This is a genomic window from Collinsella aerofaciens (assembly GCF_015554145.1).
Classification (GTDB): Bacteria; Actinomycetota; Coriobacteriia; order Coriobacteriales; family Coriobacteriaceae; genus Collinsella; species Collinsella aerofaciens_AA.
The window spans coordinates 12,720-37,933 of sequence record NZ_JADNHZ010000004.1 but is presented as its reverse complement, the minus strand read 5'-3'; the positions used below and the strand labels follow the sequence as shown (position 1 = coordinate 37,933).

23 protein-coding genes are annotated in these 25,214 nt (G+C 59.2%); 20 read left to right on the top strand and 3 right to left on the bottom strand.

Features of this window, described 5'->3' with window-relative positions:
• Positions 1-7: 7 nt before the first annotated feature.
• From I2E13_RS02445 to hflX, 20 genes are all read left to right on the top strand, one after another.
• Positions 8-385 carry a diacylglycerol kinase family protein gene (locus I2E13_RS02445; protein WP_195404093.1) on the top strand — a complete coding sequence of 126 codons (378 nt, stop codon included), beginning with the start codon at positions 8-10 and terminating at the stop codon, positions 383-385.
• Positions 386-397: 12 nt separating this feature from the next.
• Positions 398-1,465 carry a GTPase Era gene (era, locus tag I2E13_RS02440; protein WP_195404092.1) on the top strand — a complete coding sequence of 356 codons (1,068 nt, stop codon included), beginning with the start codon at positions 398-400 and terminating at the stop codon, positions 1,463-1,465.
• 15 nt (positions 1,466-1,480) lie between these two features.
• Entirely contained in the window at positions 1,481-2,230 is a 750-nt protein-coding gene (gene recO, locus I2E13_RS02435) for a DNA repair protein RecO (RefSeq protein WP_195404091.1), read from the top strand.
• 138 nt (positions 2,231-2,368) lie between these two features.
• Positions 2,369-2,647 (top strand): 30S ribosomal protein S15, encoded by a 279-nt coding sequence (gene rpsO, locus I2E13_RS02430; protein ID WP_099431792.1) that lies wholly within the window; start codon positions 2,369-2,371, stop codon positions 2,645-2,647.
• A gap of 149 nt (positions 2,648-2,796) precedes the next feature.
• A complete protein-coding gene (locus I2E13_RS02425) occupies positions 2,797-5,043 on the top strand; it encodes a polyribonucleotide nucleotidyltransferase (RefSeq protein ID WP_117816884.1) in 2,247 nt (748 codons plus the stop codon).
• A 640-nt stretch (positions 5,044-5,683) separates the two neighbouring features.
• Entirely contained in the window at positions 5,684-7,354 is a 1,671-nt protein-coding gene (locus tag I2E13_RS02420; protein WP_195404090.1) for a ribonuclease J, read from the top strand.
• 1 nt (position 7,355) lies between these two features.
• Positions 7,356-10,133, top strand: a complete 2,778-nt coding sequence (locus tag I2E13_RS02415) for an FtsK/SpoIIIE family DNA translocase (protein ID WP_229057791.1) — start codon at positions 7,356-7,358, stop codon at positions 10,131-10,133.
• The gene (locus I2E13_RS02410) at positions 10,133-11,644 is read left to right on the top strand and encodes a helix-turn-helix domain-containing protein (RefSeq protein ID WP_195404089.1); all 1,512 of its coding nucleotides are present in this window, start codon (positions 10,133-10,135) and stop codon (positions 11,642-11,644) included. The genes I2E13_RS02415 and I2E13_RS02410 overlap by 1 nt, the downstream gene beginning before the upstream one ends.
• A gap of 26 nt (positions 11,645-11,670) precedes the next feature.
• A complete protein-coding gene (locus tag I2E13_RS02405; RefSeq protein ID WP_195404088.1) occupies positions 11,671-12,168 on the top strand; it encodes a YajQ family cyclic di-GMP-binding protein in 498 nt (165 codons plus the stop codon).
• Positions 12,169-12,195: 27 nt separating this feature from the next.
• Positions 12,196-13,545 (top strand): 30S ribosomal protein S12 methylthiotransferase RimO, encoded by a 1,350-nt coding sequence (gene rimO / locus I2E13_RS02400; RefSeq protein WP_195404087.1) that lies wholly within the window; start codon positions 12,196-12,198, stop codon positions 13,543-13,545.
• A gap of 99 nt (positions 13,546-13,644) precedes the next feature.
• Positions 13,645-14,193, top strand: a complete 549-nt coding sequence (gene pgsA / locus I2E13_RS02395) for a CDP-diacylglycerol--glycerol-3-phosphate 3-phosphatidyltransferase (protein ID WP_229057795.1) — start codon at positions 13,645-13,647, stop codon at positions 14,191-14,193.
• 12 nt (positions 14,194-14,205) lie between these two features.
• Positions 14,206-14,736 (top strand): CinA family protein, encoded by a 531-nt coding sequence (locus I2E13_RS02390; RefSeq protein ID WP_117639874.1) that lies wholly within the window; start codon positions 14,206-14,208, stop codon positions 14,734-14,736.
• 257 nt (positions 14,737-14,993) lie between these two features.
• Positions 14,994-16,142, top strand: coding sequence for a recombinase RecA (gene recA / locus I2E13_RS02385; protein ID WP_022094695.1), 1,149 nt, complete (start codon positions 14,994-14,996; stop codon positions 16,140-16,142).
• An 11-nt stretch (positions 16,143-16,153) separates the two neighbouring features.
• Positions 16,154-16,846 (top strand): regulatory protein RecX, encoded by a 693-nt coding sequence (locus I2E13_RS02380; RefSeq protein WP_148331452.1) that lies wholly within the window; start codon positions 16,154-16,156, stop codon positions 16,844-16,846.
• Between the two features lie 257 nt (positions 16,847-17,103).
• Positions 17,104-18,654, top strand: a complete 1,551-nt coding sequence (rny, locus tag I2E13_RS02375; protein WP_089573375.1) for a ribonuclease Y — start codon at positions 17,104-17,106, stop codon at positions 18,652-18,654.
• A gap of 1 nt (position 18,655) precedes the next feature.
• The gene (locus I2E13_RS02370; protein ID WP_195404085.1) at positions 18,656-19,741 is read left to right on the top strand and encodes an ATP-binding protein; all 1,086 of its coding nucleotides are present in this window, start codon (positions 18,656-18,658) and stop codon (positions 19,739-19,741) included.
• A gap of 74 nt (positions 19,742-19,815) precedes the next feature.
• Positions 19,816-20,133, top strand: coding sequence for a stage V sporulation protein S (locus I2E13_RS02365; RefSeq protein WP_006235982.1), 318 nt, complete (start codon positions 19,816-19,818; stop codon positions 20,131-20,133).
• Between the two features lie 45 nt (positions 20,134-20,178).
• Positions 20,179-21,549, top strand: a complete 1,371-nt coding sequence (miaB, locus tag I2E13_RS02360; RefSeq protein ID WP_022094691.1) for a tRNA (N6-isopentenyl adenosine(37)-C2)-methylthiotransferase MiaB — start codon at positions 20,179-20,181, stop codon at positions 21,547-21,549.
• Positions 21,549-22,487, top strand: a complete 939-nt coding sequence (miaA, locus tag I2E13_RS02355; protein ID WP_195404084.1) for a tRNA (adenosine(37)-N6)-dimethylallyltransferase MiaA — start codon at positions 21,549-21,551, stop codon at positions 22,485-22,487. Before miaB ends, miaA begins: the two co-directional genes overlap by 1 nt.
• Positions 22,487-23,776, top strand: coding sequence for a GTPase HflX (gene hflX / locus I2E13_RS02350; protein WP_195404083.1), 1,290 nt, complete (start codon positions 22,487-22,489; stop codon positions 23,774-23,776). The genes miaA and hflX overlap by 1 nt, the downstream gene beginning before the upstream one ends.
• Here hflX and I2E13_RS11070 read toward each other — a convergent pair.
• From I2E13_RS11070 to lexA, 3 genes are read right to left on the bottom strand one after another with little or no spacing between them, the layout of a single operon-like run.
• Positions 23,761-24,135, bottom strand: a complete 375-nt coding sequence (locus I2E13_RS11070) for a heparan-alpha-glucosaminide N-acetyltransferase domain-containing protein (RefSeq protein ID WP_271817579.1) — start codon at positions 24,133-24,135, stop codon at positions 23,761-23,763. The genes hflX and I2E13_RS11070 overlap by 16 nt on opposite strands.
• Positions 24,054-24,464: a heparan-alpha-glucosaminide N-acetyltransferase domain-containing protein gene (locus I2E13_RS11065; RefSeq protein WP_267472459.1), complete on the bottom strand. Its 411-nt coding sequence runs from the start codon at positions 24,462-24,464 to the stop codon at positions 24,054-24,056. Before I2E13_RS11065 ends, I2E13_RS11070 begins: the two co-directional genes overlap by 82 nt.
• The gene (lexA, locus tag I2E13_RS02340) at positions 24,464-25,108 is read right to left on the bottom strand and encodes a transcriptional repressor LexA (protein ID WP_040359862.1); all 645 of its coding nucleotides are present in this window, start codon (positions 25,106-25,108) and stop codon (positions 24,464-24,466) included. The genes I2E13_RS11065 and lexA overlap by 1 nt, the downstream gene beginning before the upstream one ends.
• Positions 25,109-25,214 lie beyond the last annotated feature (106 nt).

Genomic DNA, 25,214 nt, shown 5'->3' with positions numbered 1-25,214 from the left:
GCCGCTTATGATTCCCGGATCGAACAAGGACCATCCGTCCTTTTTAAAGTCGTTCTCCTACGCCATGGAGGGCTTCGTCACCGCCGTCAAGACCGAGCGCAACATTAAGGTTATGCTCGTAGCGGGCGTGTGCACCATCATTGCCGGCTGCATCGTGGGGCTCGACATTGCCGAGTGGGCCACGATTATCATCTGCTGCGGCCTGGTGATTCACGGCGAGCTGTGCAATACCGCCATGGAGGCCATTGTCGATCTGGCGACCCAGGAGCTCCATCCGTTGGCAAAACGCGCCAAGGACATCGCCGCCGCCTCTGTATACGTTCTTTCCATCACCGCCGCGATTGTGGGCTTGCTGGTATTTGCCCACTCGCTCGGCTTTATTTAGAAAGGGATTCCCATGTCTGACAATATGCAGCCTACCGATGAGATTTTGGACGACGAGTCCCCGGATGCTAAGGCGACCGAGGCCTATGAGGAAGTCGAGGAGTTCGACCCGTTTGAGGGCATGAGCGACGAGGAACTCGACGCCCTGTGCGACGAGGACGACAGCCTCGCGGGCTTTGGCGACGTTGAGCCCGGTTTCCGCAGTGGCTTCGTGGCCTTGGTTGGCCGCCCCAACGCCGGTAAGTCAACGCTGCTCAACGCCTGCTATGGCAAAAAGGTCGCCATCACCTCGCCGGTGGCCCAGACGACCCGCCGTCGCATGCGCGCCGTCGTCAACCGCCCCGGCTACCAGCTGGTCTTTGTCGATACCCCGGGTATCCACAAGCCCAAGGACGGTCTAGGGTCCGAGCTCAACAAGAGCGCGCTGTTCGAGCTGAACGATGTCGATGTTGTCGCGTTTTTGATTGATGCCACTAAACCGATCGGCAGGGGAGACGCCTGGGTTGCCGAGCGTGTCAAGAATGCCCGTTCCAAGAAGGTCCTGGTGCTCACCAAGGCCGATGAAGCCGACCCCGCACAGGTCATGGAGCAGCTTAAGGCCGCCCACGAGCTTATGGAATATGACGACGAGATCGTGACGTCGTCGGTCAAGAACTTTAACGTCGATGCCTTCATCGAGACCGTTGCGCACTTTTTGCCCGAGGGTCCGCGTTGGTTCCCCGAGGACATGGGTACCGACGCTTCCGATGAGACGCTCGTTGCCGAGTTTGTGCGCGAGAAGGTCTTGCGCCGCACCCGTGATGAGATCCCGCACTCCGTGGGCGTGATTTGCGATGCGCTTGAGCAGACCAAGAAGGTGCTGCGCGTGCACGCCACCATTTACGTCGAGCGCGAGGGCCAAAAGGGCATCATCATCGGCAAGGGCGGCGAGATGATCAAACATATCGGCATCGACGCCCGTCGCGACCTTGAGCGCATCTTTGGCACCCAGGTCTTTTTGGAGCTGGACGTGAAGGTCAAGGCCGGCTGGCGTGACGACGAGGCCCAGATTCGCCGCTTTGGCTATAACGCCGAGGATTAGGGACACGCGGCGCGAATGGCAGGTTCTCGTACATATCGCACGAAAGTGCTCGTGCTCGATAAGACGAAGCTCAAAGAGACGGACCTGATCCTGACGATGCTTGACGAGCGGGGTCGGCAGGTTCGTGCCGTGGCAAAAGGCGCCCGCAAACCCGGCGGACGCCTGGCTGCGCGCTGCGAGATGTTCTGTACCGTTGATCTGCTGCTTGCGCATGGACGGTCGCTCGACGTGGTTTCCCAGGCCGAGCTTATGGAGGCGCCGCTCGGCGCTGCTCCCGATTACGAGATGACATGCGCCGCAAGCGCGATCGCCGAGGTCGCGCGCGTGTGCTCGTTCGAGGACGCCGAGGACCCGTTTACCTTTGCCATCACGCAGCGGGCGCTCACACTTGTCGGCAGCGGGCTCGACGCGGCACATATGGACCTGCTCGTGGCGGCCTTTGTCTTTAAATTGCTGTCGCACGTTGGTTACCGACCCGATTTTTCGGCATGCGTGCTGTGCGGAGACCCGATGCTGTCGTTTTTTTCGCCCCAGGCGGGCGGCCTCATGTGCGGGTCGTGCGCGTCGAGCGTGCCCGGTGCCGAGCTGGTGTCGACCGGTGAGGTCGCATGGCTGCGCGCCCTCATGTCCATGACCTTCGATGCGCTTATGGCCGAGAGGGTCGACCCCCATACCGCTGCCTTTTTGCTGGGGCTTTCGCACGTGTGGGCTGCGACGCACACCGATCAACGTCTCCGTGCGATGGAATTCATGTTGGGTCGGTGATGATGCGCAGGCGCGGACTGCTTGTGGTAACATACCGACCTGTTGGTACCTCGACCTTGGATGCTCGCTCCACCGGCGGCTTCCCAGTCCGAGGCGAATAGCGTCGCCCGCGGGCGACAAGAAACGAAAGGTGAAACAATGACTGTTTCCAAAGAGCGCAAGGCAGAGCTGACTGCTCAGTTCGGTAACACCCCGGTCGACACCGGCAACCCCAAGGTTCAGGTCGCCATCCTGACCGAGCGCATCAAGGAGCTGACCGAGCACATGAAGTCCCACCAGAAGGACTTCCACACCCGTCGTGGCCTGCTCATGCTCGTCGGCCGTCGTCGTCGTCTTCTCTCCTACATCAAGAAGAACGACATCGTCGAGTATCGTGAGCTCATCAAGGCTCTGGGCATCCGCGACAACATCCAGTAGGATTTGTACATGCTAAGAGCGTCCTGCGCAGCGGGGCGCTCTTTTTGTGTAAGGGCGCGAACAATCACGCTCTGAAGCGTGGCGGGGGCAGGGGGCCCGCGTCACATGAGAAGCCTGCAGGCAAGGGGCCTGTGGGGTAAAGGAGAACAATGACACTCGTATCTAAGACCTTTGAGCTGTACGGCAAGACCTACACCTTTGAGTCGGGCGAGCTTGCCAAGCAGGCCACCGGCGCCTGCCTGGTCAAGCAGGGCGACACCACGATGCTCGACACCGTGGTCGTCTCCAAGGAGCGCAAGAACTACGACTTTTTCCCGCTGACCGTTGACTTCAACGAGAAGATGTACGCCGCCGGCCGTATCCCGGGTGGTTACCTCAAGCGTGAGGGCCGTCCCAGCGAGAAGGCCACGCTCACCGCGCGCATGATCGACCGTCCGATTCGCCCGAGCTTCCCGGACGGCTTCCGCAACGAGGTGCACATCGTCGCTACCTCGCTCGTCGCCGACCAGGTCAACCCCTTCGACGTCATCAACGTCATGGGTGCTTCCCTGGCCATGACGCTCGGCGGCGTGCCCTTTGAGGGCCCGCTTGCCTGCGTGCGCATCGGCCGTAACGTGGAGACCGGCGAGTTTATCGTCAACCCCACCTATGAGGAGCGCGAGAACTCCGACCTGGACCTGGAGCTGGGCGGCTCTGCCGACTTCATCTCGATGGTCGAGGCCGGCGCCGAGGAGATCTCCGAGGACGACATGCTCGCCGCCATGAAGTTTGGCCAGGAGGCCCTTGCCGCCTTCTGCCAGGCCCAGGACGAGTTTGTTGCCGAGTGGGAGCAGGTCAACGGCGCCATCGTCAAGAAGGAGTACCCGCTCGACCAGCCCGTCGAGGAGGTCCAGGAGCGCATCTTCGCCCACTACGACGAGATGGCAGCCGCCCTTCGCGACGCCGACAAGCTCTCCCGTATCGGCAAGGTCGAGGCTCTGAAGGAGTCCATCCGCGCCGAGTTCACCGACGAGGAGCAGGCCGCTTGGGAGCGCGAGATTCCCGTGGCGCTCAAGAAGCTCGAGAAGAAGGCTATGCGCACCATGGTCGTCGAGACCGGCGAGCGCGTCGACGGCCGTGCCGCCGATGAGATCCGTCCCATCATGGTGAAGGACAACTATCTGCCGCTCGTTCACGGCTCCGGCCTGTTCCAGCGCGGCCAGACCCAGGTGCTCTCCGTCCTGTCGCTCGGCATGCTCAACGAGGGCCAGCGCCTGGACACCATCGAGCCCACCGAGGGCAAGCGCTACATGCACCATTACAACTTCCCGCCGTTCTGCACCGGCGAGACCGGCCGCATGGGCAGCCCCAAGCGCCGCGAGATCGGTCACGGCAACCTGGCCGAGCGCGCCCTGCTTCCGGTGCTCCCCGACGAGAACGAGTTCCCCTACGCTATCCGCGTGGTCTCCGAGGTCATGGAGTCCAACGGCTCCTCTTCGATGGCTTCGACCTGCGGCTCCACGCTCGCCCTTATGGACGGCGGCGTGCCCATTAAGCGCCCGGTCTCCGGTATCGCCATGGGCCTGATCCAGGAGGAGGGCAAGACCGTGGTCCTGTCCGATATCCAGGGTCTAGAGGACTTCCTGGGCGACATGGACTTTAAGGTCACCGGCACCACCGAGGGCATCACCGCTCTGCAGATGGACAACAAGGCCACCGGTCTTACCTTTGACATCCTGGCCCGCGCCCTGCAGCAGGCCAAGGAGGGTCGCGCCTTCATCCTTCAGAAGATGCTCGATGTAATCCCCGAGCCGCGCCACACCACGCGCAGCACCGCCCCGCGTATCGTCTCCATCCAGGTTCCGACCGACAAGATCCGCGACGTCATCGGTTCTGGCGGTAAGGTCATCCGCGGCATTCAGGACGAGACCGGCGCTTCGGTCGACATCCAGGAGGACGGCACCGTCTTTGTCGGCGGCACCGGCGAGTCCGTCGACCAGGCCGTCGAGCGTATCAAGCTCATCATCAAGGTTCCCGAGCCGGGCGAGGAGTACACCGGTCGCGTTGTCTCCATCCAGCCCTTCGGCGCCTTCGTCAACCTGCTGCCCGGCAAGGACGGCCTGCTGCACATCTCCCGCGTCGCCAAGGGCCGCGTGGAGAAGGTCGAGGACGTCCTCAACGTCGGCGACGAGGTCAAGGTCGTCGTCATCGAGGTCGACGATCGTGGCAAGATCTCGCTCGATCGTCTTGACAAGCCCGAGGCCCCGGCTCGCGCCGAGGGTTCTTCCGAGGGCGACGGCGAGCACTTCCAGCGTCGTGAGCGCCCGCGTCGCGAGCGCTCCGAGCGCAGTGACCGTCCGCGCCGTCCCGGCGACAACGGAGGCCGCAAGCCCCGCCGTCACCACGACGCCGAGTAACAACTGCACATAAGCAGCTCAACAAGGGCGACTCCGGACAGGGGTCGCCCTTTTGCTTGCGCCCGGAAGGGCCGCATATGAAGTTTCCTGCTCTACAGTCCTGCGCAAGACGGAAAGCACATTAAGTGCTTTCCTTTGCGTGCGGAACTCGCGATAAACTTCATATGCGGCCCTCCCGGGCGCAAGCAAAAGGACTGGTTAGTGCCGCTCGCTATTTAGTTAGACAGTCTATTCAGTAGTCAGATTTCAGATCTGTAGATAGCCGCAGCAGCATCTTCCCAGATAAAACCGACCAAAACAAACCTGTCCCTTTTTGGCAGGTTTCCCGTGGGGCGGGCACTGATGAAGTTTATCGCGAGTTCCGCACGAACAGGAGGCCACTTAATGTGGCCTCCGTCGTGAGCAGGACTGTAGAGCAGGAAACTTCATCAGTGCCCACCCCACGGGAAACCGGCGGGATAGACCGGTTCAGATGGGGCTTTGATGCATGGGTGGTCTGTTGTTGTGCAAATGGGTATCATACTGTGGTTACTGCATCGACTCGGTGATGCATGTTTGTACGTTCCCGGCGGTCGGTTTGCCAGAAGCGCCCCGTCGGTTGTTCCAGACCCGTTTCGAAGAAAGGAAACCACACTAACCTATGGCAGCTAAAAAATCATCTCCCTTGAAGATCATCCCGCTCGGCGGCCTTGACGGCATCGGCAAGAATATGACGGTCTTCGAGTGCGGCGACGACATGGTGCTCGTCGACGCCGGCCTCATGTTCCCGGATGACTCCCAGCCTGGTATCGACCTGGTGCTTCCCGACTACACCTATGTTCTGGAGAACGAGGAGAAGCTCCGCGGTATCGTCGTCACTCACGGCCACGAGGACCACACCGGTTCGCTTCCGTATCTGCTGCAGGACCTCAACAATAAGGTGCCCATCTTCTCGAGCAAGCTGACGCTTGGCTTTATCGAGGGCAAGCTTTCTGAGTTCCGCATCCGCGCACCCAAGTTCCGCGAGGTCAAGGGCGGCAGCCATGTCAACCTCGGCGGCATCTCGCTCGACTTCTTCTCGATGACGCACTCCATCCCCGGCGCTCTGGGCGTGTTCATCCGCACCAATCAGGGCACCGTTATGCACACCGGCGACTTTAAGCTCGACCAGACGCCCATCGATGGCGTTACGCCCGACTATGCCGCTATCAGCCGCTTTGCCAAGCAGGGCATCGACCTGCTGCTTTCCGACTCCACTAATGCCACGGTTCCCGGCTTTACCAAGTCCGAGGCCGAGGTTGGTACCAACCTGCTGCACGCCATCAAGAACGCCCCGGGTCGCGTGTTCGTCGCATCGTTCTCGAGCCACATCCATCGTTTGCAGCAGATCTGCGATGCCGCCCGCAAGTGCGGCCGTAAGGTCGTTGTGACCGGTCGCTCCATGCTCACGAACACCCGCGTGGCGCGCGAGCTCGGTTATCTCAACATCGATGATGCCGATATCATCGATGCCTTCGATATTGATAACCTGCCTGACGACAAGATCGTCGTCATGTGCACTGGTTCGCAGGGCGAGCCGCTGTCGGCCCTGTCCCGCATGGCCAATGGCGAGCACAAGACGCTCTCCATCCACGAGGGCGATACCGTTATCCTCTCGGCAACTCCCGTTCCCGGCAACGAGAAGGCCGTCCAGCAGGTCGTCAACAGCCTGGCCAAGCTCGGCTGCGACGTGTGGGATAAGAACCGCGCTCTCGTCCACGTCTCGGGTCACGGTAGCCAGGAGGAGCTCAAGCTTCTGATGGCCATGGCCAAGCCTACGTACTTTATGCCGGTCCACGGCGAGGCCGTGCATCTGCGCGCCCATGCCCAGCTGGCCCGCAAGATGGGTCTCAAGGACGATCATATCTTTATCCTCGATAACGGCGACACGCTCGAGATGCGCGGTGGTATCGTCAAGCGCGGTACGCCCGTCGAGTCCGGTGTCGTTTACGTCGACGGCCTGCGTATCGGCGATACCGACCCCATCGTCCTGCGCGATCGCCAGAAGCTCGCCAACGACGGTATGGTCACGGCCGTTGCCATCGTCTCCCTCAAACACAAGAAGATCGAGGCCTTCGAGTTCTCGGGCCGCGGCGTCTCGTTTGCCATCGACGACCAGTTCTCCGAGGATGCCTCCGCGTCCATTATGAAGACGATCGAGAAGGGTAAGTTTAGCTTTACCAGCAGCGGTTCCGATGCCATTCGCAAGGCCGTGCGCGATTCGCTCTCTAACTTTATCTGGAGCCGTACGCGCACCCGTCCGATGATCATCCCGGTCGTCATGGAGGTTTAGTTTGGCGCGCGGATCTGCACAAAACGCCAAAGGCAATAAGGCCAATAACCAACCGGCATCTGCTAAGGGTGCCGGTTCCCATCTGCGTGCCAATAAGGGCCACGAGTCCGAGTTCGATGAGTTTGAGCCCTTGGTCGAGCCTTCGGCCAATCGCGATATCGCCGGTGTGGTCATCGCCGTTTTGGCGATCGCGTCCTTCATTGCCGTGATCTCTCCGGCAACAGCGCCCGTGACGGCTGCGGTTGCCGGTTTCTACCACCTGGGCTTTGGTCTGGGCGCCTACGTGCTGCCGATCGTCATCTTGCTGTTTGCCGCCACGCTCTTTTTGGGTGAGGATTCGCCGCTCAACGTGCGCTCTGTTGCGGGCGGCGCCTTGGTCTTTATCGCTGTCGTCTCCATTCTTTCGCTGATGGTGCCGGGCACGAGCGATTCGTGCGACCTTATGTTTACGCCGCAGAACCTTTCCGTGTCGGGCGGCTACATTGGTGCCTTTATCGCAAGTGCCTTGCAAAATGCCCTGGGTAAACCTATCGCCATGGTTGTCTTGCTGGGGCTTGTCGTCGTTGGTTTGGTCATTATCGGCTTTTCGGTGGGTGGCGTTTTGCGCTCCGCACGCGATCGCGCTGCCGATTTTGCCGAGCGTCGACGTGCCGATGTCAATGCGAGCCCGTGGGGCGATGAAGAGGCCCTGTCTGTTCCCGGCGTTGCTCGTCCGCACCTGAGCATTCTGCGCCAGAAGGGGACTGACGCCGCGGTGACCACGGTCATGGGTGGCGATGTCGACCCGGTTTTGGATGACGACGAGGACGATGACCCGTTTGTCGACGTATCCGAGTCGGTTGAAGCCGAGCGAGCCAAGACCACGCTGTTGCCGCGCCGCCATGCCAAGAAGGGCAAGTCTGCGCCTAAGCTCAATACGAGTGAGCCCGACCCGTCTTGGTCCGATAGCGAGATTGAGCTCACCGAGGGCGATGACGAGGACGACGAGGCTCCGATTGAGACCGCAAAGACAACTTTGCTGCCGCGTCGCCATGCAAAGCGCGGCCAGGTAACCGGCCAGCTTTCGATGGAAGACGACCCCGATAAGATCGACGAGTCCGAGCCGCCGTTTGCCGTGAATCCCGTCTCGGCCGCACCTCAGATTCCCGACTTCCTGAAGCATCCCAAGGTTGCTGATGCGCCTGCCACGAGTGCTATCGAATCGGCTGCGGCTCGTGATGGGGGAGTGGACGACGGCGCCGCAGATAACGAGGGCGAAGAGGAGGACGGCCTCAAGCTTCCGCCGCTCGAAATCCTGCATGCCAACCCGCAGTCGGCTTCCGCCGCGTCTTCGGACAAGGAGCTGGAGCAGACCGCTGAGTCACTGCAATCCACCTTGCTTGAGTTTGGCCGCAGTGCCCGCGTGGTCGGCTGGATCGCCGGCCCCACGGTGACGACCTTTAAGCTGCAGCCCGGTGAGGGCGAGCGTGTGAGCAAAATCTCGAGCCTCGAGGACGATATCGCGCTTTCGCTCGCTGCCCAGTCGGTGCGTATCTTTGCCCCGATCCCCGGCACCTCGCTCGTGGGCATCGAGATTCCCAACCGCAAGCGCCAGAACGTCAATCTGGGCGACGTGCTGCCCTATGTGAAGGGCGGTCCGCTCGAGCTCGCCATCGGCCGCGACGCCGAGGGCACGCCGGTTGTCGCCGACCTCGCCAAGATGCCTCACCTGTTGATTGCCGGTACGACCGGTTCTGGTAAGTCGGTGATGATCAATTCCATTATCACGACCTTGCTCATGCGCGCCCTTCCCGAGGACGTTCGCCTGATCATGGTCGACCCCAAGCGCGTCGAGCTTGCGGGCTATAACGGTCTGCCGCATCTCTATGTGCCCGTGGTGACCGAGCCCAAGCAGGCCGCGAGCGCTCTGCAATGGGCCGTGTCCGAGATGGAGCGTCGCCTGAAGGTCTTCGAGCGTCTCAACGTTCGTAAGATCTCGACCTACAACGAAAAGCAGGCCGCCGGCGAGTTTGAGCATTACGATAACCCGCCGCAAAAGATGCCCTATCTGGTCATTATCATTGACGAGCTCTCTGACCTGATGATGGTCGCCGGTAAGGATGTCGAGGCCTCGATCGTTCGTATTGCACAGCTGGGCCGTGCCGCCGGTATTCATCTTATCGTTGCCACGCAGCGCCCCAGCTCCAACGTGGTGACGGGCCTCATCAAGGCCAACATCACCAACCGCATCGCCTTTAACGTCGCCACGGGCATCGACTCGCGCGTCATCATCGACCAGATGGGTGCCGAGAAGCTCACCGGTTTGGGCGACATGCTGTTCTCCAAGGTCGACTGGGGCAAGCCCCGCCGTATCCAGGGCTGCTTTGTCTCGGACGACGAAATCAACGAGATTGTCGAGTTCGTCAAGTCGCAGAGCGAGCCCGACTACCACGAGGAGATTCTGTCCGCCGTGGCGCCCGCTTCCATGTCCATGGCGGGTGCCGGAGGCATTGTCCGCACCGGAGTAGCCGAGCCGCAAGACGATGATCCACTCATTTGGGAAGCCGCCCATATTGTGGTGGAATCGCAGCTTGGCTCCACATCTGGCCTGCAACGTCGTCTGAAGGTTGGCTATGCGCGTGCCGGGCGTATTATGGACATGCTGGAAGAAAAGGGTGTCGTCGGCCCGCCCGACGGTTCCAAGCCGCGCGAGGTCCTGTTGGACGAGGAGGGGCTTGCCGCGCTGGAATCTGTCGACGCCGAGATGGCACGTGAAGATCGTGAGTTTGGAGGATTCTGATGGCTGCACGCTTTGGTGACATGCTGCTCGAGCAGCGTCGCCGAATGGGCCTTTCCATTCAGCAGGTCGCCAACACCATCAAAATCAGGCCGCAGATCATCGAGTTTTTCGAGACCGGTAACTTTGCTTCGATGCCGCCGCGCGGCTATGCGCAGGGCATGATTTCGAGCTATGCTCGTTTTTTGGGCCTCAATCCGCGCGAGGTCGTCAATGCCTACTTTGACGACCTGATGGCATACGAACGCGAGACGTCGCAGCAGGGTGGTCGTTTTCAGGACGCCGCCGGCTATGTCAATTCGCGTTCCTCTGTCGATAACGGGCGCTTCCTGATGGTTCAGGGCGGTCGTTCGACCCGCTATGGACAGCGTCCTCAGCAGGCCGGTTATATTACCGAGACGGGTTCGGGCGAGGAGATTCGCTCGCAGCGTGACCGGTTCCGCAGTACGCCGATGCCCGAGGACCGTGCGCTTCCCGCTGCCCGCGGCGTGGCGCGTGACCCTCGTGCCGGCTACGGCGACGGCGGCTATTCCGATCGCGGTCACCGTGGTATCTCCACCGGACGCTCTCGCAGTGGCTATGCGGACGCCGATACCACGCAGGTGACGCCGCGTCTTCGCTCTCAACCACAGCCGTATGGCCAGCGCTCTTCGGCTCCGCGTGCGGGCCAGCGTGGCTATCAAGGCCGCGGTGAACTTGCGCCCCGCTCGGGTCAGCGCAGCCTTCAGGGCCAGGGCGGCTATCGCGGCCGTTCCGATATCAATCGTGGTCGTATGCCTCAGGGAGGCGGCCGCAGCAGTTCCAGTCGTGGACGCGGCGGTTCCCGTGCTCCTCAAAACAACGGGCTCGATCCGCGTATCGTCTACGCAGGTATCGGTGCCGTGGCGTTGCTGCTGATCGTGCTTATCGTGGTACTTCTGCGCGGCTGCGCATCCTCGACGCCCGAGACCATGCCCGAGACGCCCGCTGTTACCAAGACGACGACCAAGAAGTCATCTAAGAAGACCGAAACGGTCGACGAGGACGAAGACGCCGATGAGGCGACGGATGAGTCGACCGATTCGGACGCCACCAAGACGATGGCTAAAAAGGAAGAGAACGAGGTAACGAAGGTCAAGGTCTCCGTTGCCAAGGGAAAGACCGCCTGGATTGAGGTCAAGGTTGACGGCAAGTCGGTCTATGGTGCCCAGGCGACTGGCCCCTTTGAGCAGGAGTACACGCCCGAGTCCTCGATCGAGATCACTACGTCCAAGCCTTCCGATGTCACCGTTACCAAGAACGGCGAAAAGGTCCGTTACGATACCAAGACCTCGGGCGTGGCGCGTGTGACGATCACCGTTCCCAAGAAGGAGACGACTGATTCTGAGAATGGTGAAAGTTCTGATGGTGCCGACACCGCCGATGGCACCGACACCACCGACGGCACCGATGCCCAGTCCACGGATGGCGCCGATACCGCAACTGACGGTCAGATGCCCACCGATTCTACCGACTATTCGTACGATAGCTATTAAGTCGCTCGTACGCGAAAGGAAACATCATGGCTAAAGATTCCAGCTTCGACGTCGTGTCCGAGGTCAACATGCAAGAGGTCGATAACGCCTTCCAGCAGACCACGCGCGAGATTTCCCAGCGCTATGACCTTAAGGATTCCGGCGCCACGATCGAGCTTTCGAAGGGCGACAAGCTCTTTACGATCAACGCCCCGGCCGACTTTGTCTCCAAGCAGATCATCGATGTCCTGAGCTCCAAGCTCATCAAGCGCGGCATCGACCTCAAGGCTGTCTCGTGGGATGCTCCGCAGGCGGCATCGGGCAGTACCGTGCGCGTGTTCGGCCATATCGTCGAGGGTATCGACCAGGCAACCGCCAAAAAGATCAACAAGGACATCAAGGACCAAAAGCTCAAGGTCAAGGTGACCATCGAGGCCGACAAGCTGCGTGTTTCCTCTGCATCGAAGGACGCGTTGCAGACCGTGATCCAGTTCCTGCGCGACCAGGACTACGGCCAGCCGCTGCAGTTCACCAACTACCGCTAATATCATTCGAAAGGATCACTCTCCAACATGGATACACCGTTGGGCTCCGTGCTCTACATCACCCTCGGGTGCGCTAAGAACGAGGTTGACACCGACCGCATGCGTTCTCTTTTGACTGCCGCAGGCTACGAGGAGGCTTTTGACCCGCAGGATGCCGATATCGCCATCGTCAATACATGCTCGTTCCTCGCCTCCGCAACGTCCGAGAGCATCGAGACCACGCTCGAGCTCGCCAACGAGGTTCAGGACGGCGTTCGTTCTTGCCCCATCGTTATGTGCGGCTGCGTGCCGTCGCGCTATGGCGACGACCTGCCCGATGAGCTGCCCGAGGTCGCTGCCTTTGTGAAGGCCGACGAGGAGGATGGCATCGTGGCGGTCATCGATGGCGTGCTGGGTGTCGAGCGCGAGATTGCCGCCTATATTCCGCAGGTCAAGCGCACCGTCGAGGGCGCTGTCGCCTACGTCAAGATTTCCGATGGCTGCAACCGCTTCTGTAGCTTCTGCATGATCCCTTATATCCGCGGTCGCTATCACTCGCGCAATGCCGAGAGCATTATTTCCGAGGTGCGCGACTTGGTTGCCGGCGGCGTGCGCGAGATCGTGCTGATCGGCCAGGACACGGGTATTTGGGGTACCGACTTTGCTGACGAGGACGTCGCCGAGGACTCGCCGCGCAATCTGGCGCAGCTGCTGCGTGCCGTCGCCGAGGCCGTGCGCCCGCAGAACGTCTGGGTCCGTGTGCTCTATCTGCAGCCCGAGGGCATGACCGACGAGCTCATTGAGACCATTCGTGATACGCCCGAGGTGCTGCCCTATATCGATATCCCCGTGCAGCACTGCGACGCGCGCATACTCAAGGCTATGCGCCGTTCTGGTTCGCGCCAGGAGCTCGAGGACCTGTTCCGCGATCTGCGTGAGCGCATCCCCGGCATCGTGATTCGTTCCACGGCCATGGTCGGCTTCCCGACCGAGACCGACGATGAGTTCCGCGACCTTATCGACTTTATGGACACCGTCGGCTTTGACTACACGAGCGTCTTTGCCTACTCGCAGGAGGAGGGCAGCCTGGCCGCTAAGATGGAGGGTCAGGTCGACGAAGAGGTCAAGCTCGAGCGCGCCCAGGAGGCCATGGACCTGGCCGAGTCGCTCGGTTTTGCCGCCACCGCCGCACATGTGGGCGAGCGCGCCCAGGTGATTGTCGACGGTATCGAGGAGACTGAGGACGGCGCCGAGCTCATCGGACATGCCTGGTTCCAGGCTCCCGATTCCGATGGTGCGGTTCACCTGGATGCCAGCGAGGCATCTGTGGGCGATATTCTGACGGTCGAGTTTACCGATAGCTTTTGCTACGAGCTTATCGGTCATGTTGTGGAGTAGGAGAGCGTCGTGGCTAACGAGAGCAATAAGGAACTGACGAGTGTTTGGACGCCCGCCAACATCGTGACGTGTGTGCGCATCGTCTTTATTCCGGTGTTCATGATCGTCTCGGCCCTGTCTCACACGAGTGTTGCCGGTACGGATTGGAGCACCTTCGACGGTCCGCTCGCCGGCGCCGCCTTCATTCTGTACGTCATCCTGTCGTGCACCGATAAGGTCGACGGTTATCTGGCGCGTTCGCGCAATGAGATTACCGACTTCGGTAAATTCTTGGACCCCATTGCCGATAAGCTGCTGGTGTTCTCGGCTCTGTTGCTGTTCTTGGATTTTGGCGCTGTGACCGTGTGGTCCGTGTTCATTATCCTGTTCCGTGAGCTTCTGGTGAGCGCCCTTCGCATGGTCGCGAGTGCCGCCGGCGTGGTCGTTGCCGCCGATAAGCTTGGCAAGTACAAGACGGCGACCACGATGGTCTCCATCTGCGGTTACCTGTGCGTCTTTGCGATGGCCGGCTTGCACCTTGGCCCACTGGCGCTGACGCTCGGCATCTACTCGGTGTCGCGCTTCCTGTACGCCGTTGCCGTTGTCCTGACCGTTATCTCGGGCGCTCAGTACTTCTGGAACTGCCGTAAGATCGTCTTTTCGGTCTAGGTCCTGGTGGGTATGACGGACTCTTTTGAGCAGATTTCCGCACATAACGAGGAGCTGGCGCGTCATATTGTCGAGCGCGCGAGCGCTCGGGGCGTGACGGTTTCGACGGCTGAGTCGCTGACGGCAGGTATGATCGCCTCGACGATTGCCGATATCCCGGGCGCCTCGGCGGTGCTGCGTGGCGGTGCGGTGACCTACTGCGATGAGATCAAGCATCGCGTTTTGGGCGTTGATCAGGAGACGCTCGACCGCTATACCGCGGTGTCGCATCAGACCGCGCGCGAGATGGCGGCGGGTTCGCTGGAGCTGTACCAGAGCGATATTGCAGTGAGCGCAACGGGTTATGCCGGCCCCGGCGGCGGCACTGAGGACGATCCGGCTGGCACTTTCTATATTGGCTGGGCGTATCGCGCGGCTGATGGGGAAGTGCCGGTCGTGGACTCTGTGCGCTGCCACTATGAGGGCGACCGTTCGTGTGTTCGCGCCCATGCGGTCGCGGAGGCATTGGGACGCATTGCCCTTGTGCTCAACTCTATGGAATAGACGTGTTTTAAGGGGCCTTAGGGCCCCTTAATTGTGGAGATAGGGACCCCTGACGAATTTAGCGTTTGCGCTGGTTATAGGTGTATTCTAGACTTCCTTGTTCTTATTCGGCCCTTTGTGGTCAAGCATTTGGTCAGTGTTTGGTCGGCTTTTGGTTGGGTTTTGGAAAGGTCGGCTGCATATGATTTATCTGAACGGTTGACCACGAACAGCCGTTCGTTTATTATCGATGCAGGTTGTTAAGAGGAGGGCTATTCATGGCCAAGAATTCAGGTCCCGTACGTACCGTTCATGCTCGCACGACGGGTAAAGAGCGCGATGAGATGATCGCCACCACCAAGGCTGAGATCGAGAAGAAATTCGGCCAGGGTTCCATCATGAGGTACGGCGACGGTGGCCCCGAGCTCGAGGTCGAGGCCATCCCTACGGGCGCTCTGGCACTCGATGCCGCGCTGGGTATCGGCGGCGTGCCGCGTGGCCGTATCGTCGAGATTTACGGTCCTGAGTCCTCCGGTAAGACGACGCTTTCGCTCGAGATCCTGGCCGAGGCCCAGGCAATGGGTGGCGTTGTGGCATTTATCGATGCCGAGCATGCGCTCGATCCCACTTATGCCGCGCGTATCGGCGTGGATATCGACGAGGTGCTCATTTCTCAGCCCGATACGGGCGAGCAGGCGCTCGAGATTGTTGACATGCTCGTGCGTTCCGGCGCCATCGATGCCATCGTTGTTGACTCCGTCGCCGCGCTGACCCCGCGTGCCGAGATCGAGGGAGAAATCGGCGACACTACGGTCGGTCTTCAGGCTCGCCTGATGAGCCAAGCGCTCCGCAAGCTCGCCGGCTCGCTGTCCAAGTCCAACACGACGTGCATCTTTATTAACCAGCTGCGTGAGAAGATCGGCGTCATGTTCGGCAACCCCGAGACTACGACGGGCGGCCGTGCCCTTAAGTTCTTCTCTTCGGTGCGTATCGACATTCGCCGCATCGACAGCATTAAGCTTAAGGACGAGGTTATCGGTAACCGCGTGCGCGCCAAGGTCGTTAAGAACAAGGTGGCAGCTCCGTTCCGTTCTGCTGAGTTTGACATCATGTATGGTACGGGCATCTCTAAGGAGGGCTCGATCTTGGACATGGCTGTCGAGTGCGGCATCTGCAAGAAGATGGGCTCCTGGTTTGCCTATGGCGAGGACAAGCTCGGTAACGGTCGCGAGGCCGCCAAGGCGTTCCTGCGCGAACACCCCGATTGCGCCGACGAGATTGAACATAAGGTCCGCCTTGCTTGCGGGCTTGAGTTTGATGACGATGCTCCGTCCGAGGTCGAGCTGACCGATCAGCCTGCGCCTGAGGAGTTTGACGAGCTTTACGCCATCGATGGTTCCGCCATGCTCGATGATGACGACGAGTAGCGGTTACGCTCATGTCGTATACGGTGACCGAGGCCACGGTCGTCTTTCCCGATAAGAAGGCGGCCTCCTCGTTCTCGAGTGGCTATGCGTCCAAAAAGCCTTGCGCACATATCGATTGTGAGCTTGAGGGCGGTTTTGAGCGGTCCATTTGGATCCCCGTGCGGGTCGCGCGGCTGTATGTCAAAAACCGCCCCGATCTTCCCTGTGATTGGGATAACTTTCGTGATGCGGTGCAGCTCATTGAGCGTAAATGTGCGCTTACCATGGTGACCGAGATGTTATCGCGCCGCGACCATGCGACGGGAGAGGTCCGTGACAAGCTGGCTCGCTACGGCTTTCACCAGTCCGCGATCGATTTCGCCGTCGAGCGCGCCACCGAGTATCGCTTTTTAGACGAGAACCGCTTTTGCTCGTACTTTATCGAGGAACGCAAGCGGCGCGGTTGGGGACAGCGTAAAATCGAGACTGAGCTCAAGCGCCGTCATGTCGTGCTCGATGACATTCCCGGTTATCCCGAGGATTATTTTGCCGTCGAAGACGATTTGGCGCGTGCGTCAGCCCTGCTCGCCAAGCGGCGTGTTCCAGAGACGCGCGGATTCGAAAAACTGGTTCGGTTTTTGATGGGCAAGGGCTTCTCGTATCACATCGCCGCCGATGCCGTTAAGGCACGTCTCGATGCCGAACGTGAGGAATGTGCGGTTTAGGCGTATGCGTTTTGTGGCCCTGCCGTTCACCGCGTTTTAGCCGCCGTGCTGGGGCCATTTATTTGACAGTTGTTGTGGTTCAACGTACGATAAACACTGTCATTTGCTTTGTGATATGTGCTCATCTGTGATGAGTTTGTTTATATGTTTATCTGTATCCGACCCGCATAAGCTGCGCCCATATTACTCAAATGTCGCGAGCCGTTCGTAAGGACGGTTCGCTTTGTTGTGTAACGAATCCATAAAAAGGAGTGAGCATGCCTATCATCGCAGCGCTCGTTGGCATCGTTTTGGGTGCCATCGCCGCCATTGCCTACATGCGCACCGCCAAGCAGGGTAGTCTTCACGAGGCCGACGAAAAAATCCAGTCGGCACACGCACAGGCTGAGTCTCTGATCGGTGATGCCAAGCGTCAGGCCGAGACCCTCAAAAAAGAGGCTCTGCTCGAGGCTAAAGAGGAGATCATCAAGAACAAGCAGGCCGCCGAGGCCGAGGACAAGCAGCGTAAGAACGAGATTCGTACGCTCGAGAACCGCGTGATGCAGCGCGAGGAATCCCTTGATCGCCGCAACGACGCTCTCGACAAGCGCGAGCATCAGCTGTCCAGCCAGGCCGGTCAGGTCGAGAAGCGCTCCCGTGAGCTCGAGGAGCTCTGCGCAAAGCAGACCTCCGAGCTCGAGCGTATCGCCGACCTTACCCGCGAGGACGCCCACAAGGAGCTCCTCGATAAGGTTCGCGGCGAGGTCACCCACGAGGCCGCCACGATCATTCGCGAGTCCGAGCAGCAGGTTCGCGCCGAGTGCCACAAGACCGCCCAGGAGATTCTGTCTCTGGCGATTCAGCGCTGCGCTGCCGACCACACTGCCGAGGTCACCGTTACCTCCGTGCACATTCCCTCTGATGACCTCAAGGGCCGTATCATCGGTCGCGAGGGTCGCAACATCCGGACCTTCGAGCAGGTTTCCGGCGTCAACCTCGTGATCGACGACACGCCCGAGACCGTCGTTCTTTCGAGCTTCGACCCGGTCCGTCGTGAGACCGCCCGTGTCGCCCTCGAGAACCTCATCGCCGACGGCCGCATTCACCCTGCCCGTATCGAGGAGATGTATCACAAGGCCGCCGACCTGGTTCAGCAGCGCGTGCGCGAGGCTGGCGAGCAGGCTGCCTTCGATACCGGCATCCACGATCTGCACCCCGAGATCGTCAAGACCCTTGGTGCCCTGCGCTACCGTACCTCGTTTGGTCAGAACGTGCTTCAGCATTCCCTCGAGGTCTCTGATCTGTGCGGCGTGATGGCTTCCGAGCTTGGCCTGGACGTTGTGACCGCCAAGCGCGCCGGCCTACTTCATGACCTGGGCAAGGCAATCGACCACGACGTCGAGGGCCCGCATGCCGTCATCGGCGCCGAGCTGGCCCGCCGCTATGGCGAGAAGCCCGTTATCGTCCACGCTATCGAGGCTCACCATGCCGATGTCGACCCCAACACGGTGCTCGATGTCCTGGTACAGGCCGCCGATGCTGTCTCTGCCTCTCGCCCCGGTGCCCGTCGCGAGTCTGCCGAGAACTACATCAAGCGTCTTGAGAAGCTCGAGGAGATCGCCAACTCCCATGACGGCGTCGAGCGTACCTATGCCATGCAGGCTGGTCGCGAGGTCCACGTCATGGTTCAGCCGGACAAGATCTCCGATGCCCAGTCCACGGTCCTGGCTCACGATATCGCCCATCAGATCGAGGAAGAGATGGAGTATCCCGGTCAGGTGCGCGTCGTCGTGATTCGCGAGAGCCGCGCTGTCGATATCGCTAAATAACATGAGCGACGCGAACGAGCTCATCTCATTTATCGCGTCGATGTCGGGGGAGGGCAACCTTCGCGTCGAGGAGAACCTTGGCGAGGGGTATGTCCGCCTCCGCGTTTCGGAGGCCGAGCGGCGCCAGGCAAAGCACGACATTCAGCATGTCGAGGATATTGTCATCGAAATGCTCCGTAATGCTCGCGATGCCGGCGCCGACAAGGTCTATCTCGCCACGACCAAGGAAGACGGCGTCCGCACCCTTGTCTTTCTGGATAACGGTTCGGGCGTTCCGCAGGATATGCAAGAGCGAATCTTCGATGCCCGCGTTACCTCCAAGCTTGAGAGCATGAAGATGGACCGTTGGGGCGTTCACGGTCGTGGCATGGCATTGTTTTCGATCAAGCAGAACACCGATGAGGCCCGTGTGGTCACGTCCGGTGTCGATCTTGGTTCAGCCTTTAAGGTGAGCGTCGCGGCCGACCGCCTCAGTGAGCGTGCCGATCAGTCCAGCTGGCCCCAGGCCGTCAAGGATGAGGACGGACGTTATGTCTGTGCTCGCGGTCCGCATAATATTATTCGCGCTGCTTGTGAGTTTGCGCTCGAGGAGTTGCGTGGTTGCGATGTCTATCTTGGTTCTCCGTCTGAGATTGCCGCGACCCTTTATGCTCAGGCGTCAAGTCGGCTCGATACGTCTCGTCTCCTGTTCATTGATGATGAGAGCGAGCTTCCGGTTGTCGATCGTTTAGGCCTTGCTTCTGATGCCGAGGACTTTATTCGTATTTGTTCGGATTTGGGTCTTGAGATGTCCGAGCGCACGGCCCATCGTATTTTGGCAGGGCAGATTAAGCCCGTTCGCGGTGTGACCGCGCGTCTGCTGCGCGAGCGTGATTCGTCCTCGCATGCGCCGGCTCCTGTCGATCTCGCGAAGGATCGTCGCGGGCTACGTATTGCCAAGGATGACATGGCACAGTTTTCGCGCGCTGTGGAACGCGACTTTAATGACCTTGCCGCCCGGTACTATCTCAACCTTTGCGGCGACCCAAAGATCCGTGTTTCGCGTGATCGAATCACCGTGACCTTTGATCTTGCCAAAGAGGAATAGTGCCTTTACCGAGTCCACTCGGTACGATACAGTTATTGCAGTTAAAACGTACTTTTAAATGCAGGAGTTTCTTCATGGATTGCCTGAAGGTATCAAGCAAATCATCGCCCGCGTCCGTTGCCGGCGCCATCGCCGGCATGGTCAAGGATGGTGTGCCCGTCAACATCCAGTGTGTCGGCGCCGGTGCCGTCAACCAGGCCATTAAGGCCGTTGCTATCGCGCGCGGTTTTTTGATTCCAACCGGTTTTGATATTTCCTGCGCGCCCGTGTTCTCCGACATCCTCATTAACGGGGAGTCGCGCACGGCCATCCGCCTTTCTATCTACGTTCACCAGATCAATCGAGCTGCTATGGATAACGTCGTCATGGATGATGTTAAGCCTGTGGCATAGCTTCTGCTTGCCTTGTTTCGCTCCCCATCGTTAGGACTTATGCACATGGACCAGCGTTCCGTACGCGATATTCTTGCCGGTAAAACCTACTTTATCCGCACCTTTGGCTGCCAGATGAATCAGCACGACTCCGAGCGTGTGAGCGGTCTGCTTGATTCGTATGGCTGCCTCATGGCGCTCGATCCCGCGCATGCCGATATCGTTGTCTTCATGACGTGCTGCGTGCGCGAGGCCGCCGATACTCGCCTGTACGGTCAGTGCAATTCCTGCAAAAGCCTGCCGCCTTCGCCTTCGGGCAAGCGCGTGGTTGCCGTTGGCGGTTGCATCGCGCAGCGCGATGGCGAGGGCCTGCTCACCAACGTCGATAACGTCAATGTCATCTTTGGCACGCATTCCATTGCACATGTGGCCGAGCTCATTGCCGAGGCGTTCCTTGATGGTAAGCGTCATATCCGCACCAATGAGCATGAGGATACGGACGCCATGAGCATGCCGTGGCATCGCGAGACTCAGTATCACGCCTGGGTGCCCATCATGACGGGCTGCAATAATTTCTGCACCTATTGCATCGTGCCGTACGTGCGCGGTCGCGAAAAGAGCCGCCCCTTCGAGGAGATTGTCGACGAGGTGACCGGTTTGGTGCGCCAGGGCGTGCGTGAGATTACGCTGCTGGGCCAAAACGTTAACTCATATGGTCGCGATCTGTTTGGCAAGCCGCGTTTTGCCGATCTGCTGCGTGCCGTGGGCGATACGGGCGTGGAGCGCATCTTCTTTACGTCTTCGCATCCCAAGGACCTGTTGCCCGAGACCATCGACGCCATGGCCGAGACGCCTGCCGTTATGCCGCAGCTGCACTTGGCCGTCCAGTCAGGTTCGACGCGGATCCTCAAAGAGATGAATCGCCGTTATACACGCGAGGACTATCTGGGCCTTGTCGATCGCATTCGCAACCGCATGCCCGATATCGCGCTCTCGACCGACATTATCGTTGGCTTCCCGGGTGAGACTGAAGAAGACTTTGAGCAGACGCTCTCACTTGCCGAGACGGTCCGCTATGCTCAGGCCTATACCTTCATCTATTCCAAGCGCGCCGGTACCCCGGCCGCCGAGATTGACGATCCTACGCCGCATGAGGTTATTCTCGAGCGTTTCAACCGTCTGGTTAAGGTTATCGAGACCACGGCACACGAGTATAACCAGGGTGAGCTTCATACTGTGGTTCCGGCGCTCATTGAGGGAACGAGTAAAAAGAACGACGCGGTCCTGCTGGGCAAGAGTCCCAAGAATCAGACCGTGCATGCGCCTATCCCCGAGGGTTACAGCATCGATCAGCTTGTTGGTAAGATCGTTGATGTTGACGTTGACGTTGCCAAGACCTGGTATTTGTCCGGCTCCGTTGTGGGCGAGCCGCGCTAATGGTTTCTCCCGGGGCAGGTCTTTCCGCCGTTGCGATCGTCGGTCCGACGGCGGTTGGTAAGAGTGATGTTGCCGACCGTTTGGCAGCTCGTCTTTCGTCCGAAGTGCTGTCGTGCGATGCGATGCAAATCTATCGCGGCATGGACATCGGTACCGCAAAGATGGCGCCCGATGAGTGCACGGCGCCGCTGCGTCTCGTCGACATTGTAGAGCCGGGTGTGGCATATTCTGCTGCGCTTTATCAGGCTGACGCTCGCGCGCATGTTGAACGTCTCCTTGGTTCGGGTTGCCTGCCGGTTTTTTGCGGAGGTACGGGGCTATATCTCAAGGCAGCCCTCGATGAGATGGACTTTCCCTCGGGTGAACTTGAGGACGATCGCCGTGTGGGCTATCAGGAGCTTGCCGAGCGTATTGGCGAGGAAGAACTTCATGCCCTGCTTGCCGAGCGCGATCCAGAATCGGCTGCTGTTATTCATCCCCATAACGTCCGCCGTGTGATTCGTGCGCTCGAGATGCATGATGATGGTATCTCCTATGCACAGCAAAAAAGTCAGTTTAGTGTTCCGCGCGAGCATTATCATGCCCTATGGTTTGGTCTGACGCGTAATCGCGAGGTGCTCTACGAGCGCATTAACCAGCGCGTCGATCTGATGTTTGAGCAGGGTCTTGTCGATGAGGTCCGCGGTCTTATGGGCCAGGGGCTGGGAGATGCCCTGACGTCGATGCAGGCAATTGGCTATAAAGAGATCATTGATGCTTTCAATGGCGTGATGAGCATGGATGAGGCTCGCGAACTCATTAAGATGCGTTCGCGTCGTTATGCCAAGCGTCAGCTTTCGTGGTTTAAGCGCGATGACCGTATCGTGTGGTTTGATATGGATGAATGTACGATCGATGAGGTCGTTGAGGATATCCTGCATCGTATTGAGGCTGCCTAATGCCCCGTTTCCCCCTTGTTCCCACGGCACCCGAGCCCGAGCGTGCCATTTTAGTTGGTGTTGAGTGGCGCGACAATGCATGGCCGCTCGATCGCTCGCTTGATGAGCTGGAGCGTCTTGCCCACACAGCTGGTGCCCAGTGCGTGGCACGCTTGTCGCAGCGTTTGGTAAAGCCGTATCCTAAATCGTTTATCGGTTCCGGTAAGGTTGAAGAGCTGTGCGGCCTGGTGCATCGCATGGATGCCGATGTCGTTATTTTTGACGACGACCTGACCCCCTCGCAGCAATCCTATTTGGAGAAAGCCGTGGGCGAGCCGGTAAAGATTATCGATCGTACTGCACTGATCCTGGATATCTTTGGCCTGCATGCTCAGACGCGTGAGGGACGCCTGCAGGTACAGCTGGCACAGCTTCAATATTTGTTGCCTCGCCTGCGTGGCATGTGGAGCCATCTCGCTAAGGAGCAGACGCGCGGCGGCATCGGCTCACGTTTTGGTCAGGGCGAAAGTCAGCTCGAGGTCGACCGTCGCCTCATTCGTAATAAGATCGCTGCGCTTCGTCGTGAGCTCAAGCAGGTTGAACAGCGTCGCGATGTTCAATCCAAGAGTCGCATTGAGTCCCCGGCGTTTCGCGTCGCGTTAGCCGGTTATACCAATGCCGGTAAATCGACGTTACTCAATCGTCTGACCGGCTCTACGGTACTTTCGCAGGACAAGCTGTTTGCTACGCTCGACCCGACGACGCGTTCGTATCGTCTGCCCGGCGGTCGCGGCATGACGATTACCGATACCGTCGGCTTTATTCAAAAGCTGCCCCATGGTCTGGTCGATGCCTTTAAATCGACGCTGTCCGAGGTTTTGGGTGCCGATCTAATTCTCAAAGTCGTAGATGCGTCTGACGAGGACTATGAGCGGCAGCTGGAGGCTGTCGACCGCGTGCTTGATGAGATCGGCGCCGGAGAGCGTTTAACGCTGACCGTATTCAATAAAATCGATCTTCTCGATATCGTCGATCGATTGAGTTTCCGTCGTCGCTATCCGGAGGCCGTTCTGTTCTCGGCCCAAACGGGCGAGGGGCTCGACGATCTCGTCGACCGGATTGCTCGCGAGGCAGCTGCCACCGATGTGTTGCTCTCCGCTGATATCCCGTATCGCGAGGGCGCTCTCATCACGCTGGTGCATGAGCAGGGAACCCTTCTGCATGAGGAATATCTCGAGGACGGCGTTCGCATTGTGGCGAAGTTGCCGGCTCGTATTGCACCGCGGCTCGAGCGCTATCGTACGGAATAAACGATTTCTAGCACGCCTAGAATGACTGGCTGATGGAGCAGGTAGAACGGTAAGGCATGCCGACCCAGGACTGCGAGCGCCGGGATAGGATTGGCGTATGCCCATGCTGGCGCTTCGAGACTTGATGCTTGTGCTGCCTGGGCAGCAAAAAAGCCGGTAAGGTACATAAAGACAAACGGTATGAGCGGATAGTAATCTCCCGAAACAAAACCCGGGCCTGGGAATCCAAGCCATGCCAGGTAGGGGAGTGGGTAGACCGCCTTTGGAATGCCCCAGGTTAGGGCAAAAAGAACAAGGCACGCTGCGATGCCCCATGAGCCCGGTAATTTTTGGAGTAACGGACGGGTGAACGCAACCACCACGGTGCACACCCCATGCAATAAATGATGCCAAAGTTCACTGAATCGTCGACCGATACGAGAGTTGTTGCGATCCAGACGACCAAAGCTGCGGCAGCGTACTTAGCCGCTCGTTTGGCATTGTTGCGTGAGAGCGTGCACATCCAACCCGCGATGAACAAAAATACCCAGCTGATGCTGGCGCGCCAGATGTCTTGAAAGACAGTCTGGGTAAACCAGGGCATATCCCAACCGTACAGGTAGGCGAGATCGTAGCAAGCGTGAAAACCTGCCATTGAAATCATCGTAAACCCGCGGACGGTATCAAAGATGGTGATGCGTTTTTGCATTACGAGAACCGGCGCATCAAGCCGACGACTTTGCCCAAAATAACGGGATTTGTTGCATAGATAGGCTCCATGGTGTCATTCTCAGGCTGTAGGCGTACGCGTCCCTGCTCCTTGTAGAACGTCTTGACGGTCGCTGAACCATCAATCATGGCCACGACGATTTCGCCGTTCATGGCACTCTTTTGTTCACGGACGATGATGTAATCGCCATTGAAGATGCCGACATTGATCATTGAGCTCCCATGCACCTCAAGGATAAAGGAACCCTGATCAGTGGCGATTTCGGTCGGGATAGTAAAAGTGTCTTCGATATTCTGCTCGGCCAGAATGGGAATCCCAGCCGCGACGCGACCAACGAGCGGTAGCGAGACCGTTCCGCGAGGTGCGGTGGGCTCGTCAGATTTAGAAATTGAGACAGAGGAGCCGTCCTCGTTAAAGAGTTCCAGGGCGCGCGGTTTGGTGGCATCGCGCTTGAGCAGCCCGCGCGCCTCCAAGGCAGATAAGTGGGCGTGCACGGTGCTGGGGGAGGAAAGGCCCACGGCAGATGCCATCTCGCGCACACTGGGCGGATAACCCTTCTCCTGCTGATATTCCTTGATGAAGTCGTAAATTTGCTGCTGACGCTTGGTAATTTTGCGAGCCATCAGGGCATCCTCTCTACCCATGTCAAACAAATGTTCGAATTTTGCTTGACAGGAACAACTGTTCGAAGATAATAATAACCGAACATTCGTTCTCGCGCTAGACATT

What these genes read in the sequence shown, in the direction of transcription:
- I2E13_RS02445 (WP_195404093.1), top strand. Translation starts at nt 8, where the DNA reads ATGATTCCCGGATCGAACAAGGACCATCCGTCCTTTTTAAAGTCGTTC.
- era (WP_195404092.1), top strand. Translation starts at nt 398, where the DNA reads ATGTCTGACAATATGCAGCCTACCGATGAGATTTTGGACGACGAGTCC.
- recO (WP_195404091.1), top strand. Translation starts at nt 1,481, where the DNA reads ATGGCAGGTTCTCGTACATATCGCACGAAAGTGCTCGTGCTCGATAAG.
- rpsO (WP_099431792.1), top strand. Translation starts at nt 2,369, where the DNA reads ATGACTGTTTCCAAAGAGCGCAAGGCAGAGCTGACTGCTCAGTTCGGT.
- I2E13_RS02425 (WP_117816884.1), top strand. Translation starts at nt 2,797, where the DNA reads ATGACACTCGTATCTAAGACCTTTGAGCTGTACGGCAAGACCTACACC.
- I2E13_RS02420 (WP_195404090.1), top strand. Translation starts at nt 5,684, where the DNA reads ATGGCAGCTAAAAAATCATCTCCCTTGAAGATCATCCCGCTCGGCGGC.
- I2E13_RS02410 (WP_195404089.1), top strand. Translation starts at nt 10,133, where the DNA reads ATGGCTGCACGCTTTGGTGACATGCTGCTCGAGCAGCGTCGCCGAATG.
- I2E13_RS02405 (WP_195404088.1), top strand. Translation starts at nt 11,671, where the DNA reads ATGGCTAAAGATTCCAGCTTCGACGTCGTGTCCGAGGTCAACATGCAA.
- rimO (WP_195404087.1), top strand. Translation starts at nt 12,196, where the DNA reads ATGGATACACCGTTGGGCTCCGTGCTCTACATCACCCTCGGGTGCGCT.
- pgsA (WP_229057795.1), top strand. Translation starts at nt 13,645, where the DNA reads ATGATCGTCTCGGCCCTGTCTCACACGAGTGTTGCCGGTACGGATTGG.
- I2E13_RS02390 (WP_117639874.1), top strand. Translation starts at nt 14,206, where the DNA reads ATGACGGACTCTTTTGAGCAGATTTCCGCACATAACGAGGAGCTGGCG.
- recA (WP_022094695.1), top strand. Translation starts at nt 14,994, where the DNA reads ATGGCCAAGAATTCAGGTCCCGTACGTACCGTTCATGCTCGCACGACG.
- I2E13_RS02380 (WP_148331452.1), top strand. Translation starts at nt 16,154, where the DNA reads ATGTCGTATACGGTGACCGAGGCCACGGTCGTCTTTCCCGATAAGAAG.
- rny (WP_089573375.1), top strand. Translation starts at nt 17,104, where the DNA reads ATGCCTATCATCGCAGCGCTCGTTGGCATCGTTTTGGGTGCCATCGCC.
- I2E13_RS02370 (WP_195404085.1), top strand. Translation starts at nt 18,656, where the DNA reads ATGAGCGACGCGAACGAGCTCATCTCATTTATCGCGTCGATGTCGGGG.
- I2E13_RS02365 (WP_006235982.1), top strand. Translation starts at nt 19,816, where the DNA reads ATGGATTGCCTGAAGGTATCAAGCAAATCATCGCCCGCGTCCGTTGCC.
- miaB (WP_022094691.1), top strand. Translation starts at nt 20,179, where the DNA reads ATGGACCAGCGTTCCGTACGCGATATTCTTGCCGGTAAAACCTACTTT.
- miaA (WP_195404084.1), top strand. Translation starts at nt 21,549, where the DNA reads ATGGTTTCTCCCGGGGCAGGTCTTTCCGCCGTTGCGATCGTCGGTCCG.
- hflX (WP_195404083.1), top strand. Translation starts at nt 22,487, where the DNA reads ATGCCCCGTTTCCCCCTTGTTCCCACGGCACCCGAGCCCGAGCGTGCC.
- I2E13_RS11065 (WP_267472459.1), bottom strand. Translation starts at nt 24,464, where the DNA reads ATGCAAAAACGCATCACCATCTTTGATACCGTCCGCGGGTTTACGATG.
- lexA (WP_040359862.1), bottom strand. Translation starts at nt 25,108, where the DNA reads ATGGCTCGCAAAATTACCAAGCGTCAGCAGCAAATTTACGACTTCATC.